16 protein-coding genes, 3 pseudogenes and 1 other annotated feature are annotated in these 16,576 nt (G+C 40.2%); of the genes and pseudogenes, 8 read left to right on the top strand and 11 right to left on the bottom strand.

Annotated elements, in window-relative coordinates; translation table 11 throughout:
• Window positions 1-49: 49 nt before the first annotated feature.
• The 9 genes and pseudogenes from BCAMP_RS09265 to BCAMP_RS09230 form a co-directional block, all read right to left on the bottom strand.
• A complete protein-coding gene (locus tag BCAMP_RS09265) occupies window positions 50-982 on the bottom strand; it encodes an RluA family pseudouridine synthase (RefSeq protein ID WP_408605191.1) in 933 nt (310 codons plus the stop codon).
• Window positions 975-1,469: a signal peptidase II gene (gene lspA, locus BCAMP_RS09260; RefSeq protein ID WP_035315158.1), complete on the bottom strand. Its 495-nt coding sequence runs from the start codon at window positions 1,467-1,469 to the stop codon at window positions 975-977. The genes BCAMP_RS09265 and lspA overlap by 8 nt, the downstream gene beginning before the upstream one ends.
• Window positions 1,470-1,549: 80 nt before the next feature.
• Window positions 1,550-2,390, bottom strand: a pseudogene (locus BCAMP_RS09255) (ComEC/Rec2 family competence protein).
• 90 nt (window positions 2,391-2,480) lie between these two features.
• Window positions 2,481-2,693, bottom strand: coding sequence for a DUF3006 domain-containing protein (locus BCAMP_RS09250; protein ID WP_198015763.1), 213 nt, complete (start codon window positions 2,691-2,693; stop codon window positions 2,481-2,483).
• Window positions 2,690-2,935, bottom strand: coding sequence for a type 1 periplasmic-binding domain-containing protein (locus BCAMP_RS12705; RefSeq protein WP_156921208.1), 246 nt, complete (start codon window positions 2,933-2,935; stop codon window positions 2,690-2,692). Before BCAMP_RS12705 ends, BCAMP_RS09250 begins: the two co-directional genes overlap by 4 nt.
• Complete coding sequence (locus BCAMP_RS09245; protein WP_051457013.1) at window positions 2,913-3,632, bottom strand: LacI family DNA-binding transcriptional regulator; 720 nt, start codon at window positions 3,630-3,632, stop codon at window positions 2,913-2,915. The genes BCAMP_RS12705 and BCAMP_RS09245 overlap by 23 nt, the downstream gene beginning before the upstream one ends.
• 369 nt (window positions 3,633-4,001) lie before the next feature.
• Entirely contained in the window at window positions 4,002-4,421 is a 420-nt protein-coding gene (locus BCAMP_RS09240; protein ID WP_035315156.1) for a Fur family transcriptional regulator, read from the bottom strand.
• Between the two features lie 75 nt (window positions 4,422-4,496).
• Window positions 4,497-5,213, bottom strand: coding sequence for a pseudouridine synthase (locus tag BCAMP_RS09235; RefSeq protein WP_035315155.1), 717 nt, complete (start codon window positions 5,211-5,213; stop codon window positions 4,497-4,499).
• A gap of 8 nt (window positions 5,214-5,221) precedes the next feature.
• A complete protein-coding gene (locus BCAMP_RS09230) occupies window positions 5,222-6,859 on the bottom strand; it encodes a putative polysaccharide biosynthesis protein (protein WP_035315153.1) in 1,638 nt (545 codons plus the stop codon).
• Window positions 6,860-7,100: 241 nt separating this feature from the next.
• Here BCAMP_RS09230 and BCAMP_RS14435 point away from each other — a divergent pair, with 241 nt between their 5' ends.
• The 6 genes and pseudogenes from BCAMP_RS14435 to BCAMP_RS13190 all read left to right on the top strand — a co-directional run.
• On the top strand, window positions 7,101-7,289 hold the full coding sequence (locus BCAMP_RS14435) for a winged helix-turn-helix transcriptional regulator (RefSeq protein ID WP_232217966.1): 189 nt from the start codon (window positions 7,101-7,103) through the stop codon (window positions 7,287-7,289).
• Entirely contained in the window at window positions 7,286-7,564 is a 279-nt protein-coding gene (locus BCAMP_RS14430) for an Lrp/AsnC family transcriptional regulator (RefSeq protein WP_232217965.1), read from the top strand. Before BCAMP_RS14435 ends, BCAMP_RS14430 begins: the two co-directional genes overlap by 4 nt.
• Window positions 7,565-7,599: 35 nt before the next feature.
• Window positions 7,600-8,496: an L-serine ammonia-lyase, iron-sulfur-dependent, subunit alpha gene (sdaAA, locus tag BCAMP_RS13930; protein ID WP_035315151.1), complete on the top strand. Its 897-nt coding sequence runs from the start codon at window positions 7,600-7,602 to the stop codon at window positions 8,494-8,496.
• Entirely contained in the window at window positions 8,496-9,167 is a 672-nt protein-coding gene (gene sdaAB / locus BCAMP_RS13925; RefSeq protein WP_035315149.1) for an L-serine ammonia-lyase, iron-sulfur-dependent subunit beta, read from the top strand. Before sdaAA ends, sdaAB begins: the two co-directional genes overlap by 1 nt.
• 84 nt (window positions 9,168-9,251) lie before the next feature.
• A complete protein-coding gene (locus tag BCAMP_RS09210) occupies window positions 9,252-9,677 on the top strand; it encodes a DUF805 domain-containing protein (protein WP_051457012.1) in 426 nt (141 codons plus the stop codon).
• A gap of 1,360 nt (window positions 9,678-11,037) precedes the next feature.
• Window positions 11,038-11,208, top strand: a pseudogene (locus BCAMP_RS13190) (transposase); the annotation flags it as partial.
• A 124-nt stretch (window positions 11,209-11,332) separates the two neighbouring features.
• Here the strand turns inward: BCAMP_RS13190 and leuS are convergent.
• On the bottom strand, window positions 11,333-13,750 hold the full coding sequence (gene leuS / locus BCAMP_RS09205) for a leucine--tRNA ligase (RefSeq protein WP_035315148.1): 2,418 nt from the start codon (window positions 13,748-13,750) through the stop codon (window positions 11,333-11,335).
• A 93-nt stretch (window positions 13,751-13,843) separates the two neighbouring features.
• Window positions 13,844-14,055, bottom strand: a binding site (T-box leader).
• 114 nt (window positions 14,056-14,169) lie between these two features.
• Between leuS and BCAMP_RS09200 the strand changes: the two genes are divergently transcribed.
• Entirely contained in the window at window positions 14,170-14,745 is a 576-nt protein-coding gene (locus BCAMP_RS09200; protein ID WP_035315147.1) for a class I SAM-dependent methyltransferase, read from the top strand.
• A 181-nt stretch (window positions 14,746-14,926) separates the two neighbouring features.
• The gene (adhP, locus tag BCAMP_RS09195) at window positions 14,927-15,937 is read left to right on the top strand and encodes an alcohol dehydrogenase AdhP (protein WP_035315184.1); all 1,011 of its coding nucleotides are present in this window, start codon (window positions 14,927-14,929) and stop codon (window positions 15,935-15,937) included.
• A gap of 73 nt (window positions 15,938-16,010) precedes the next feature.
• Here adhP and BCAMP_RS09190 read toward each other — a convergent pair.
• A pseudogene (locus tag BCAMP_RS09190) lies at window positions 16,011-16,343 on the bottom strand (IS3 family transposase); the annotation flags it as partial.
• Between the last annotated feature and the right edge of the window lie 233 nt (window positions 16,344-16,576).

Below are 16,576 nucleotides of genomic sequence, written 5' to 3'. Positions count from 1 at the left end.
TGTAAGGCCTCCTAAAAAACCTCCCAGTTTACACCGGGAGGTTTCGTCATCAATTTTTTTCTAATTTAACAAGGCGACCGGCACGTAATGTTTCGATCATATCGTTAAAGTTTTTTGGTAGTGGTGCTTCAAAAGTCATTTTTTCACCTGTACGTGGATGTGTAAAGGCTAATGTTTTCGCATGTAAAAATTGACCATCTGTTCCGATTGTTTTCTTCGGACCATATTTAGGATCACCTGCAAGCGGATGTTCAATGTAACGGAAATGCACACGGATTTGGTGTGTACGTCCTGTTTCTAATTGACATTCAACGAGTGTGAAGTTGACAAAATGCTCCAATACTTCAAAATGCGATACAGCTGGTTTACCATGATCAACGACTGCCATTTTTTGACGATCAGTCTTAGATCGACCAACAGGGGCATCGATTGTTCCTTTTGAATGCGTAATTTCGCCATGAACAAGTGCTAAATAATGACGATCAGCTTTGTGATCTTTTAGTTCTTGCGCTAACGCAATATGCGCTTTATCATTTTTAGCAACCATCAACAAGCCAGATGTATCTTTATCAATACGATGAACAATCCCTGGACGGATAACGCCATTAATACTTGATAAATCTTTACAGTGATGCATTAAGGCATTCACTAACGTACCCGACGTATGACCAGCTGATGGATGAACAACCATTCCTTGTGGTTTATTTACGACGATAACATCCTCATCTTCATAAATAACATCAAGTGGAATATCTTCCGCTTCAATCACCAATTCTTCGGGCTCTTTAATCGCATAATCAATGATATCGTTTAATTGCACTTTATATTTAGCCTTTTTAACTTCGCCATTAACCGTGATGATACCATCTTTAACCATCGCAACTGCCTGCGTACGGCTAATTTCAGGGTCGACTGTGCTTAATGCCTTATCAAGACGTTGGTCAACAACCTCTTCTGTTACTGTCATTTGTTTTTTATTCAAAGTAATATTTTCCTCTCTGCTTGCTTTTCTTTTTGTTCCACTTGTCGCCAAAAAGAACATACACCATTAATACCACCACACCGATACTTAAGCACATGTCTGCTACATTAAAGATAGGGAAGTAATAGTTGCCCCAAATCGTTTGGATGAAATCAACCACTTCTTGGTAGCGAATCCGGTCTACTAAGTTGCCGACTGCCCCTGCTAAAATCAAACTCAAACTAAGATGAAGTGTAAAATGTTCTTTTTTATATTTATAAAATGCAAAAACAATTGCGAGTACTACCACCGTTGTTATAACATAAAATATACTCATGTGATCTTCTAAAATACCCCAAGCAGCGCCGCGATTTCTAATTGATGTGATGTACAAAAAATTAGGAATAACTTCAATTTGATCACCGAGATTAAGACGGCTCACAATTAACGCTTTCGTACCTTGATCGATTCCTAGAAGAGCTAACGCTAAAATGATGAATTTATACATATCGTCGTCCCTCTCTACCGTTGCTTAAGTTTCTTTCTGATTATACCACAATTTAATCAATTGCTCGATAACTATCGGCCTTAGCGACGTGAAACACTGATTTTTTTACCATTTGATGTAAAAATAATGTTGCCGCCTTTATCCGTGCGATAGACCTTTGCTTTAATACGTGCCAAACGGCTTAAGGTTGCCCCAGTCGGGTGACCATAGCGATTGCTACTTCCGACGCTAATTGCCGCATAGTTTGGTTTCGTTTTTTTGTAAAAAATTTGCCGTACTTGCTTGTTTAGCTCCGTGATGACTCACCTTCAGCACATCAACCTTAGACAACACTTTCGCTTTTAACAAGTCATTTTCAGCCCGTGTTTCCATATCACCCGTTAACAAAAATTTCTTTTGACTATGTTGCACTTGTAAAACAGCACTCCAGTTGTTTAGATCACTTTTATTATAGTCTTTAACTGGGCCTAAAAATTTGACCGTTACATTTTTAGGTTTTGTCGGTATAACGACGCCTTTTTTGGCTACCTTAATTTTAAGCTTTTTACGTTTGACCGCTGTCAAAAAGTTTTTATAGGCAATTGTTGTATGTGTCACACGCGGGGCGTAGACACTCTTCACCTTCATATTACTAATAACGCTCGCTAACCCCCCGACATGATCCGCATCGGGATGTGTTGATACCACTGCATCGAGCGTCTTAATATTTTTACGTTTCAAATAAGCGAGTACAACGGACCCCTTCCCTTTATTACCACCATCAACTAAGATATTTTCTTTGCCCGTTTGAATAAGAATGGCATCCCCTTGCCCTACATTAATAACGTGCATTTTGACAGAACTGCTGTTTTTGACTGGTGTTGCTCCCATTAGCAACACCGCTGTGATGAAAGCAATCAACACCAACTGTATTTTTTTCATAATTATCCCCCTATATTGTCAACTTACTCTTTAATCTTACCGAATAATCACATAAAAAAACACCTCTTTTTGAGATGTTTTTTTTAATCTTCAAATAATTTCGTCTGCCAACTGTTCGATTTCATTCTCTAATTTTCGACGTGCCTCACGATTAATGCGGATGTCCCCAGCTTCAAACACGAGCACATCACCGACCTTAATTCCGCTTGGCAGCTCTTTTTTTAACATATCTTGCATCTCGTCCGCGAATTCAATCACCGCGTACTTTCCTTCAAACCGATCAATTATCCCTGTTTTCATCATATCTCTCCTCGTTCAATATAGACGGATTGCAACGTCGTTTTCGTAATCTTATTTAAAAACAAAAGGCGAAAAGCCTCTTTACCAATCATAGTTAATTGATGGTCAATCGTTGCCATCTTCAACAACTCACTCGTCAGTTCGTTGCCTTGTCCGACCAGTTTAATATGTGTTTGGTTTGTTCGCACCAATTCTTGATAGGCACCGACAGCAATGGCATCATCATTCAAAAAAAAGGGCATCAATTTCAATTGCGCTTGTATTAAAGTGGCGGATTGCTGCTGCACCGTCAGCCCGAGTTGAACAGCGACGGTATACTAATTCGGGTGGCAATGTTTGAAACACTGAGCGATATGACGAAAACATCGCACGCGTTGTAGCACTTTCTTGCTCATTACGGTTGACAGCAATTGCCACACGCTCATAGCCTTGTCGTTGTAACGCACGCAAAGCTTCTGTTAAGGCCACTTCGCGGTTTAAGGATACCGACGAAAGATTAACTGTATCGGTATTTTCACAACAGACAATATTCCCCCGCGTTTGATACTGTTCAATCACCTCAAACGAGTTACATTTAGAAGTGACAATCAGCCCATCAAAACTCTTCGCCTGCAATTCTTTGAAATAGCCTTCTTCTGTCGCTTGGTTGTAATTCGTTGGCAGTAAGGTAACCTTGTAGTCTTGGATAAAGGCAGCTTCGACAACACCACCGACAATCTTATCAAAATACGGATAATTCGAATACGGCACAACGATGCCGATGTTTTTTGATTTCCCAATACTTAAGGCGCGGGCTGTATTATTCGGCACATAGCCGACCTCCTTCATCACCGCTTTAATTTTACGACGTTTTTCATCAGCGACATACGGGTGGTTATTAATGACGCGCGATACAGTCGTCACCGAATAACCTGCTAATTTGGCAATCTCTTTAATGTTCATCTGTCCCCTCCCTTTCTGTCTGACCCTTGTGTTAATTCAGCTTAATTATAGCATATTGATAACATGAACTCAGCTGATAAACTGAGCTATAAGAGCCACTCATTCCCTTATTCTGCCCTTCAGGTCGTAAGATTAATAGGTAAGTCATTGCTCACAATCTGGTAACGCAACTTAAAACTAGCGGCAACGAATTAATCCACTATTTAAGTGAATCAAATTCACCGCTATGATTGCATCTTTCAAAAAAACCTCGTCATACCGACGAGGTTTCAGAAAAACGATACAAAGAAAGATCAAATTAGTACCACCTTCGTACCATTTAACAATTAGACGGAAAACAAAAAACTTACTCTCCCAGAGGTTTACAGCTCAACTTGCCAAACAAACAGGACATTTACCGTAAACTTCAAATTTATGACCTTCTATTTGATAACCCGGCATACTCTCCGAGAGTAAATCCATCGGGCAAAGGTCGATTTCTTTGGTTGATCCACAGTTCGTGCAAATAAAGTGGTGATGATGACCATGCACACACGTTAAACGATATTGTTTTTCGCCGTTCAATTCTGTTTCCTCAAACAAATCCAACGTTACAAATAATTTCAAGTTACGATAAACCGTATCAAAACTCAATGTCGGAAAATCAGTTTTCATTGCCTTCAATACATCTTTTGCCGTTAAATACTTATTTTCTTCTTTAAAATATTCTAAAATAAATTCCCGTTTATCGGTGAATTTATAGCCTTTGTTTTTTAACGTTAGTAACGCTTGATCGACACTAATTCCCATTCAAATCGTTCCTTTCTTGCTGAATCAATACGCTTAGTATAGCATGCAACTGCGCTTTTAAAAACGGATTGATTCTTATCTCCCTTGTAACTGCGCCAATTCTGCTTCCGTTAACGCGCGGTATTCTCCCACTTCTAAATCAGTTGGTAAACTAAAGCCACCCATTTTAATTCGTTTCAAATAGGTCACTTCCTTGCCGACTGCGATAAACATCCGTTTCACTTGATGAAACTTACCTTCGAAGACAGTAATCTCGATTTCAGAGACACCATCACCGCTACTTAAAATTGTTAAATCAGCTGGTAAGGCGGTAAATTCTTCATTGATTTCAAGCCCTGCTTTAAAGGCCTTTACATCAGCAGCCGTCACTTCACCGGCAATTTTAGCGTAATAAACTTTTTCAATGTGTTTCTTCGGCGACAATAAACGATGCGCCATCGGACCATCATTCGTAATAACTAATAAACCCTCGGTATCTTTATCAAGACGACCAACTGGAAACAAATCTTTCCGAGCATCCTCATTCGCAATAATATCAATCACCGTTTCATGCACGCGATCAGTCGTTGCCGTTACAACACCTGCCGGTTTATGCATGATGAAGTACAGTTGTTCTTCATAACTGGCAAACACCTCGCCATCGATTGCAATCACATCTTTATTAGGACTGATGTGTTGCTTGCCGTTCGTCATTACCACATCATTTACAACGATACGATGTTGTTTAATAAACTTACCACTTTCTCTTCGTGAACATAACTTTAAATCATTTAACCATTTATCTAAGCGCATAATATCTCCTACTTAATTTTGAATTTTAATCGAATGTTGGTGCCGCGATCGCCAAAGACGCGATCGATTAAATGCGTTTTCATAGCTAGATAACCATAGACAACAATTCCTGCTACTGCTCCAATACACGTCATAAGTAGTGCTTGAGCGACTGTTGCAGGCGTTAAGAAGAGTCCGAGTAACCAATAAACAACAAGGACGACGATAAACATTACCACTGCAATCAGTGACATTAAAATTGTGCGACGAATAACGATACCTAAACGGTAATCTGCATCTCGCTGAATAACGACCAACGTTACCCAGATACTAACGATAAAGCCGAGTGCTGTTGAAATAATTGCACCGTATATGCCAAACCATTGAATCAATGGATACTGTGTAACGACCTTGATAAAGAGACCAAGTACGAGTGAAAAAACGGTGTAACGTTGTTGATCGATACCTTGTAAAATCGCTGTCGTCACCATGTAAAGCGAGAATAAAATTGCCACTGGTGAATACCAGAATAACACAGTCGCCCCATCCGCAGAGTCACCGAAGAAAATCGTGTAAATCGGACGTGCAAGTACCATCATCCCAATACAGGCGGGGATGGTAACAAACATCAACACTTGAAAGACGTCATCTAAACTTTTATGCATTTCTTTGAACTTGCCTTTAATATAAGCTGTCGTAATAACCGGTACGAGCGCCATTGAAAAAGCGGTCGCCAATGTAACTGGTATTAATACCAATTTATTGGCATTAAAGTTTAAAAAGTTAAACCAGTACAAGGCCTCTTTTGCACTATAGGCAAAATGTTGTAGAATCCGGGTCACCGTGTATTGATCAATCATTTGATACACAGGCATTGCTACACCGATAGCGATAAATGGAATCGCATAGACAATGACTTCCTTATAGATAGAAAGAAGTGACACTTTTGATGTTGATACTGGTTTTGCAGCCAAGGCTGCAGCCCCTTCTTCGTATGGTTTTCGTTTGTAATAAATAACGATTAATATAACGAGGCTGGCTACTGCACCAACAAAAGCCGCAAAGGTCGCATATGAAATTGCTGTAACGACTGAACCTTTTAAGGTATATAAGACGACGAAGGCTGAGATGAGCATGAATAAAATGCGTACAAATTGTTCGATAACTTGCGAAACAGCAGATGGACCCATCGAACTTTTCCCCTGGAAATAGCCGCGAATTAAACTCATTGCTGGAATGATAATGAGAGCCCAACTGACAGCACGAATGACACGTGTTATATCGTCATCTGACCAAACGGTCAGCCCTTTCGCATCGACTGGATTAACCATATGGGCAAATTGTGGTGCGAACCCATACATAACCAAGAAACTAGCAATCCCCGTTAAGGTCATAATGACCAAGCCCGATTTGAACAACCTTTGGCCGATTTCATAATCCCCTAATGCCTCATATTTCGAAATGTACTTCGCCACAGCTAGTGGCAAACCTGCTGTCGCAATACTTAAAAAGATTTGATACGGAATATAACCGAAGTTATATAAGGACATCGCATCATTATTTTTAATAATTGCTGCAAATGGAATAATGTAAACCAACCCTAGAATTTTAGATATCAATGTTGCAATTGATAAAATAAACGTTCCTCTTAATAATTTAGACCCCATGAATTCACCTGACTCTTTCGCACATGTTTTTGAGGCATCATATAGTATGCTACATGAAACCAGAACTCTATACTTGAGTGTACTCTATCTTTAAGAAAATGACAATTCTTTGTAAGTTTTATCACGTGATAACTAAAAAGCGAAAAAACAAGAAACATTGTATAAATAAGCCTCCATAGAGATTGACTTAATTTTAATAAATATTATAATTGAATTAACTACTAAAATGAGGTGACATCCAATGGATAATTTAGATAAAAAAGCTTTGACAGAATTGATGGCAAACGGGCGGATAACGTGGGCTGAACTTGCTTCACGAATGGATCTTTCGAGTCCTGCAGCGGCCGACCGGGTCCGACGCCTTGAAGACAAAGGCATTATTAAGGCTACCATGCCGAAGTTGACCCCGAAAAAGTTGGCTACGGTTTGACAGCCTTTATCTTCATCACCTTAGAACGTCCGGAACATACGAGTGAATTTTTAAGCTTGATTACTAATATTTCCGAGATCCAAGAATGCCACCATATTACTGGTGAAGATAATTATTTGGTGAAAGTTCGTTGCCATGGCACCCGTGATTTAGATCGTATCATTACCACTGAATTACGTGGCCTTCACGGCGTCGTTAAAACAAAAACAGTAATTGTACTCGATACTCAAAAAGAAACAACAACTGTTCCATTAAAAAGTATCGATGACAAGTAAAAAAGTTCTTTAAAATACGAAAGCGAGGTTTTATTATGGCATTTGCCAACCTACACGACTTACTTACCCGCGCAACTAATGAATCAAAAAAAATATACGAGCTGATGCTTGAAACTGAGACTAACCAAACAGGAGAAACCCGTGCCCAACTACTTGCTAAAATGGCTTTTCAATTTGACGTGATGGAAGAAGCCGTCCGCAAAGGGACATACGACGCTGTTGCCAGTAAAAGTGGCTTAACTGGCGGAGATGGCTATCGTGTACAGCAGTATGCCGAACGAGGGCAAACCTTTGTCGCCGCTGACACATTAAAGGTGGTTGCAAATGCGTTAGCGGTTTCCGAAGTCAATGCCAGCATGGGCCGCATCGTCGCAACCCCGACAGCTGGTTCAGCCGGCATCTTACCAGCAGTCTTAGTTCATTGCCTTGATTCAGGTCGCTTTGAACGCAACGACTTAGTCGAAGCCCTCTTCACCGCCTCTGCCCTCGGATTAGTTATTGCTAACTCGTCGTCTATCTCCGGCGCTGAAGGTGGTTGCCAGGCTGAAATCGGGTCTGCGACTGCAATGGCAGCTGGCACGCTTGTCGAACTCGCAGGTGGCACACCAACACAGGTTGGTCACGCGGTTGGCTTAGCGATGAAAAACAGTCTCGGATTAGTCTGTGATCCGGTCGCAGGATTGGTCGAAATTCCTTGTATTATCCGAAACGGGCTCCATGCCTTAACCGCCGAAGCCGCTGCCGATATGGCTTTAGCTGGTGTTAAAAGCATCATACCACCCGATGAGGTCATTAAGGTAATGCACGAAGTCGGTCAAAAAATGCCTGTATCTTTACGTGAAACAGGTATCGGTGGATTAGCAGGTACACCGACGGGAGAACGTATTAAAAAGGAAATTTTCGGCTATAAAAGATGCAAGGAGGAAGTCTAATGAAATATGAAAGCGCGTTTGAAATTATTGGACCGGTGATGGTTGGACCCTCAAGTTCACATACAGCAGGTGCCGTACGCATCGGTAATATCGCACGACAAATGTGTCCATTCGAACCAGCGGTCGTCCGGTTTGAATTGATGGGCTCCTTCGCCGAAACGTATCAAGGACACGGGACTGATTTAGCTCTTCTCGCTGGCGTAATGGGCTTCACTACCTTTAGCAATGAAGTCGCCGATGCAAAACAAATTGCCGACGAACGCGACCTTCGATATACCTTCGAAACCGTTCCTGTTGGTAACTTTCATCCCAATAGCGTTCGTGTGATTTTAATTGCAGAAGACAACGAAACGTTAACACTTGTCGCGAGTTCGCTTGGTGGCGGTAAAGCCGAAGTGCAAGAAATCGAAAAACTGCCGCTGAAATTCACAGGTGAACAACCTACCCTCCTTTTCTATCATGAGGATTCAATTGGGTTTATTGCTGACATTAGCGTGGCCTTAACAAAACGGGGCTACAACATTGCCCGTTTCGCGAATGAACGATGGCGTAAAGGTGGCAAAGCCATTTCTCTCTGTGTCGTTGATTCAGCCGTGTCGCAAACTTTATTAGCTGAAATCACGACCGAAGTCCCGGCGATTACGCAAAGTTTCTTCGTCCAAACCACCTAACAAAACATTTCTTTACTATCTATATAACTATTTGTTATACTAGGTAGCGACTAACAATTAACTAAATAGAAATAAGGCCCGTTTATGATTAAAGCAATCCAGCTATTTTTCAGTAATTATTTTAATTTTACAACCCGTGCAACACGTCCTGAGTTTTGGTGGTTTGTCTTAGCCTATGCTATTTTTAATTTTATCCTGGAATTACTCTTCCCTACAACCGATGCCCAAAATCGCAGTTTGTTACTCTCCTTTTCACTCGGAGCAATAGGGCTCTTACTCGCATTTGGCGAAATTGGCTTAGCCATCCGTCGTTTACTCGATAGCGGCAAAAGCGGTTGGAACGTTTTATGGGTGCTGCTACCAATTATTGGTACCATTTACTTTATTATTTTAATGTGCCGTCCAAGCGAAGCCACTGCAAATCGCCATGGTGAGCCTGTCCCATTTAGCCAAAAATATCAACAAAAGATACAGTCATTTCAGTTATTATTAGCGAACAACACCGTTTAATTTGATTTCATCTTCGATCTGAGAGATACAGCATCCTGCGGTATCTCTTTTTTATATTTAACAATTTGTTCATACTTTAGTCCACCTTTAGTAATTTTCATCTTATACAATACTCTTATAGGTTAACTACCACTTAGCTTATAGACAACTTTTTTCATTTAAAAATTCCTCCCCCAATAGGAAATTTTAAAAAGTAAAACACCGTCTCCCTACAGGCGGTGTTTTTTGGCTCTATGTCAAATAGTGTTGTTATTCAAAATTTAGTAAAATAAGTCATTTTTGCAGCTATCTTTTTTGGTAGTTGCTTTTTTTGTAGTCATTCCTAATGTGAAGGACGCTTTCTGCGGGTGACGCTAGAGTCGCCTTCACAAACGTCATGACGCTGCACGTTTATTATTGAGGCTCTCGCGTATTAAAAGACAGTAAAAGAGGCAATTAATTACGAGTTGGGAGCGATGCGTTTACAACGGTATATGTATTATTGCAGGAAATATTAACTCTATTTAAGATAACATAAACATTATTCTGTTTACAATCGATTATACCTTTAAAAATAGTTAAGCATCACCCTGGGGAAATCATTGTAACTTACTGTTCCAAAATCAAGTATTTTGCAGCCGAATAATACCTACCCATCATCTGATTTCATTTTTATGCCATCCTACAAGATTATTTTTCTTCTAACTAGTTTAGGCGCTACCCGCTTGCGATTGTCCTGAGCAAAAGAGTTGGTTTTCTGTCCCCCCTTTAATCAGCTAAACAAAAAAACGCCCTGACAATGATGTCAGAGCGTTTCAAATTTTTTAAAAAAAATCGGCTCTATAATTTATAATGTTGGTGACGAAATATGTCGCTAACACTATTTTTAGGCAAAAAAAGAGAAACATATATAAATTCCCTTTAAAATAAAGTCGCTGAACCAATCCAAAGGAGGAATTATATATGTCTTATACCACTCATTCGATCGCATTTTCTACAGGAATTAAAGCTGTAAATATAAACTCCCCTGAAAATTGGTGTTCTCGTCAAAAAGTGAACGGTACTGAGAGTATTTGTTATTTCGAATCACTCACTTATAAACCAGAGCGCTGCTCTCATTATGGCAGAACTTCTAAAAAATTTTAACATCATCACATCTGGTGTTAAGACGTCGCGTATCGCTATACACCTTTGTTCAAATGGATGATGACCTCTCATGGTATTATAGATTACTTGACTCACTTGAATGAGTCATTCAAAGCAACCGACCGACTCGTACAGCAACTGACAGTTGTCTTTGATCAGCGTAATTTTGAAGCTTACAATGCACTTATTCATCAAAAGCATAGCGATGTTTCTCACTATTTGAAAAAAAAGCCTACGAACATTACGTAAATATTCAGACGCAATCACTAATAGTTTTATCTATCGTTATTCAAACGGGCATTTAGAAGGCATCAATAACAAGATTAAACTTATCAAACATGTTAGTTTTGGTTATCAGAATTTCACTAATTTTCGAAATTGCATTCTTCTCTGCATCACTAATTAATCATATACAAAAAAAAGGATTGTAGAACTTAATCTACAATCCAAAAAGCTTCTTAATTTAAGCGAAAGTTTACTCACCAACACTATTTGACATAGAGCCAAAAAATCTCAGTTTGGCTTTGTCATTAATTTGCGACAATATTAACCAATTTATTTGGAACAACAATCACTTTACGGATTGTTTTCCCCACAATATTTTCTTGAATCGCTGCATCAGCCATCGCGAGTGCCTCAAGCGCTTCTTTTGCAAGGCCATTATCGACTTTTGCACGGCTCTTTACTTTACCATTGACTTGGAAAATAACTTCAACGGTCGCATCAACCAGCATCGCTTCTTCATATGTTGGCCATGCGACATAACTAATATCTTCTGAATGACCTAGTTTTTGCCATAATTCTTCTGCCATGTGAGGTGCAACAGGTGCTAACAATTGGAGGAATCCTTCAAGATAGCCTTTGTAAACCGTCTCTGCTTTATAAGCTTCGTTAATGAACACCATCAATTGTGAAATCGCTGTGTTAAAGTGAAGCACTTCGAAATCAGCTGTTACTTTTTTAACGGTTTGGTGATAGACACGGTCTAAACTACCATCGTTCGTTGCAACGATTTTTTCTTTGATTTCTTCCGCACGTTCGTCAATCATGAGACGCCAAACGCGGTCAAGGAATTTACGCGCCCCATCGAGGCCATTTTCACTCCAAGCAATGCTTGCATCAAGTGGCCCCATAAACATTTCATAAACACGCAATGTATCTGCGCCATATTTCGCTACAACATCATCTGGATTGACCACATTACCACGAGATTTACTCATTTTTTCGTTGTTTTCACCCAAGATCATCCCTTGGTTATACAATTTTTGGAAGGGTTCTGGTGTTGGTACAACACCAATATCGAACAAGAATTTATGCCAGAAACGTGCGTAAAGCAAATGTAACACTGCATGTTCTGCCCCACCTAAATACATATCAACCGGTAACCATTCTTTTAGTTTTTCAGGATCCGCTAACATTTCTTGGTTATCAGGATCGATAAAACGGAGGAAGTACCAGCTTGACCCGGCCCATTGTGGCATCGTATTCGTTTCCCGACGGCCCTTCATGCCCGTTTTAGCATCTACAACTTCTAACCAGTCCGTTGCATTCGCTAACGGTGATTCACCAGTCCCTGACGGTCTAATGTGATCCATGTGCGGCAAGTTAAGTGGTAACTCTTCTTCAGGAACAGTTGTCATCGTACCATCTTCCCAATGAATGATTGGGATTGGTTCACCCCAATAACGTTGACGAGAGAATACCCAGTCACGGAGGCGATAAGATACTTTTTTCTCACCTTTTCCATTCGTCGTTAACCAGTCAATCGCACGTTCGATTCCAGCAGCTTTATCCAAGCCGTTGAGGAAGTCTGAATTGATGTGGACGCCTTCACCAGTAAAGGCTTCTTCCGCAATATTACCACCTTCTAAGACAGCAATAATCGGCAGGTTAAACGTTTGTGCGAATTCATAGTCACGTTCATCGTGAGCTGGCACCGCCATAATCGCGCCGGTACCGTATGTTGAAAGGACATAATCAGCAATCCAAATCGGGACAGCCATGCCATTAACTGGATTGATTGCGTATGCGCCTGTAAAGGCACCTGTTTTTTCTTTCGCTAAATCTGTTCGTTCAAGATCGCTCTTAAGTGATACTTCTTTTTGATAGCTCTCAACAGCTTCTTTTTGATCAATGGTTGTTATTTGAGCCACGAGATCATGTTCAGGTGACAACACACAGTAAGTTGCACCAAAAAGTGTATCTGGACGTGTCGTAAACACTTTGAAACTTGCTTCATGGTCTTTGACGTCAAAAGTCACTTCTGCCCCATTTGAACGGCCAATCCAGTTACGTTGCATCTCTTTAATACTATCGGGCCAGTCGACTAAATCAAGATCATCGACTAATCGATCTGCGTACGCTGTGATTTTCAACATCCATTGACGCATTGGACGGCGTACAACCGGATGACCACCACGTTCACTTAAGCCATCGACTACCTCTTCATTGGCCAAGACAGCACGCAATTCGGGACACCAGTTAACTGATACTTCATCCACATAAGCCAAGCCTTTTTTATACAGTTGAATAAAAATCCATTGTGTCCATTTATAATAATCAGGATCCGTTGTATTTACTTCGCGGTCCCAATCGTACGAGAAACCAAGCGAATTAATTTGACCACGGAAAGTTTCGATGTTTTTGGCTGTAAATTCTTTGACATCGTTGCCTGTGTCAATCGCGTATTGCTCTGCGGGTAAACCGAAGGCATCCCACCCCATTGGATGCAAGACTTTATGACCTTGTGCCCGTTTCATTCGCGCTAAAATATCGGTTGCCGTATAACCTTCGGGATGCCCTACATGAAGCCCAACACCTGAAGGATATGGAAACATATCGAGCGCGTAAAAATTACCCGCATCGCCACCTTTTTCAGTTTGGAACGTTTTATTTTCTTTCCAGTATGATTGCCATTTTGGTTCAATTAAACGATGATTAAATGTCATTTCAATCTTCCTCTCTTTTACAAATGATCAAAACGATGATAGTTCCCCCTTTTTTGGGTACAAAAAAACGCCCCAAAAAGTCAACATTTGACTTTTCGGGACGAGATTATTTTCCCGCGGTACCACCCGTCATTAATACACATTGTGTATTCACTCGAATTCCATAACGCGGAATCAGCGGCTGCAACTACTCCGTTCACTGCAGCACTCAAGGATGAGTTCATGTTTCGTATTGATTAGCTCACACCATCCGCTAACTCTCTCAACAACACTGCCACATTACTAGTTCCTATCATCGTTTTATTCTATATCCTTATTGTAGTCAATAAAAAGCGTTTTAGCAAGGGTTTTGAGCGATTTAATTCTAAAACATTTATGCTAAAATAGAGGTATAAATTAACGAATGGTGGAGATTTCAAATGATTTTAAAAAATGCCCTTTCTTTTTCACATTATTTATTGCAACAAAAAGTCCAACCCGGAAACGCTGTAATCGACGCCACAATCGGCAATGGCCACGACACGCTTTTTTTAGCGCAACTAATAGGCCAAAAAGGTCATTTGATCGGCTGTGATATTCAAGAAGCCGCTGTAGAGGCGACGAGAAAACGTTTAGCTGACGCTAACATTTCACTTGCCTCATTGACATTAAGTGCTAACGGTCATGAACAGATAACTCAGTTGGTTGATCCACAACTTTATGCTAAACTAACTGCTGCTATCTTTAATCTCGGCTATTTACCTGGTGGCGATAAAACAATCACAACAACCACTGATTCAACCTTGTCTGCCGTTAAGCAGCTACTGAAAATGATGCCATCAGGTGGTTTAGTCGTCTTAACCGTTTATTATGGACACCACCAAGGTAAATTAGAAAAAGAAGCACTGCACACTTTTACAAACGCGTTGCCTCAAGCGGATTATGCTGTGCTTAACTATCAGTTTACAAATCAAAAAAACGACCCTCCAATGATTATTGCGATTGAAATTAAATAGCACCTAACTGTATCAGTTCTGTATTACTTTAACAAAGAAATCGTCGTTTTCAGTCCATTCAATTAGTTATTTGTGACTATTTTGCGAACATTCACCCATCTTTGTAGCAATATAAATCGCTTTCAGTTAAACTGTACTAGTACACATGATTACTTAACTAAAGGGAGAGATAATGATGAAAATGAAAGCAGCAATCGTTACTAAAGACCATAAAGTTGATGTAAGAGAAATGGATATTCGCCCGATTAAAGCTGGCGAAGCACTTGTTGATGTGACACATTGTGGTGTTTGTCATACTGACCTACACGTAAAAGACGGTGACTTCGGTGAAGTACCCGGCCGGGTACTTGGACATGAAGGTATCGGAACGGTTGTCGAAATTGCCGATGATGTAACGAGTCTCAAAGTTGGCGACCGCGTGAGTATCGCTTGGTTCTTCGAAGGTTGTGGCGTCTGTGAATACTGCAACACTGGTAGAGAAACATTTTGTCGTAGCGTTAAAAATGCCGGCTACTCTGTTGATGGCGCGATGGCTGAAAAATGTATCGTAACGGCAGATTACGCTGTAAAAGTTCCCGATGGTTTAGATTCTGCTGCTGCCAGTAGTATAACTTGCGCAGGTGTCACTACATACAAAGCCGTTAAAGTTTCAGGCGTTGCTCCTGGCCAATGGCTTGCAATCTACGGCGTTGGTGGTTTAGGAAACCTTGCCCTCCAATACGCTAAAGATGTTTTCAATGCTAAAGTTGTCGTTATTGATATTAATGATGATAAATTAGCACTTGCAAAAGAACTCGGTGCAGATATGGTGATTAATGCCAAAAACGCAGACCCTGTAAACGTTATCCAAGAAAAAATCGGTGGTGCACACGCAACTGTTATTACAGCCGTTTCGAAAGGCGCCTTCAACCAAGCGGTTGATTGTGTGCGAGCAGCTGGTCGTGTGGTTGCTGTCGGTCTTCCATCAGATTCAATGGACTTAAATATCCCTCGTCTTGTCCTAGATGGTATTGAAGTTGTGGGCTCACTTGTTGGAACACGTGAAGATTTACGTGAAGCTTTCATGTTTGCTGCCGAAGGTAAAGTCGTTCCAATTGTGAAAAATCGTCCAATTGAAGATATTAATGATATTTTCACTGAAATGCTCGAAGGAACAATCAATGGCCGCATGGTTATTGATATGAACATGTAATTAGAGCACAAAAGCGACATCTGCTCATTGGGAATGCAACTGCTTTTTGACACAATTTAAAAAGAGCATCTCATTAGGTCATCTTTTTCCGGTAATCTACTGGTGAAAGATGACCTAATTTCGTTAAGATTCGTTTGTTATTCCAAAATGTAATGTAATTTTGAACACTATCGATTACGATGTTATTAGAACCAATCGGTTCTTTGTTAATGTAGAATGTTTCAGACTTTAACGAGGAATGAAACAATTCTATTGGTGCGTTATCTGAAGGCGTCCCCATACGGGACATACTTCGGATAACGTTTTTTTTGCGGGCTACTTCAAAAAATTCTTTTGTAGTGTAGGTTGAACCTTGCTCACTATGCAAAATGGCTCCTTTTGGAAATTTATCCATCTGCTTTAAGGTAGCTAAGTAATAGCATTGTCAATTTACAAAGAGGTATAGCTATTGCCCAATCCTTAGTAATGATATTTCCAAAAAATTCATTTGGATTACCAAGCTTCTTAAATTTTTTCTTCTTCACAATACAATTTTATCCCTATTTACGCATAATCCTAGCTCCTTTATTAATACCTACAAAAAAACGCGTTACTGATAAGTGCATGAATTTTCCGATAGCCATAGAGAAAGTTGATTTT

Source organism: Brochothrix campestris FSL F6-1037, assembly GCF_000525915.1.
In the GTDB taxonomy this organism is placed as follows: Bacteria; Bacillota; Bacilli; order Lactobacillales; family Listeriaceae; genus Brochothrix; species Brochothrix campestris.
This window is presented reverse-complemented; position numbering and strand designations above follow the sequence as displayed.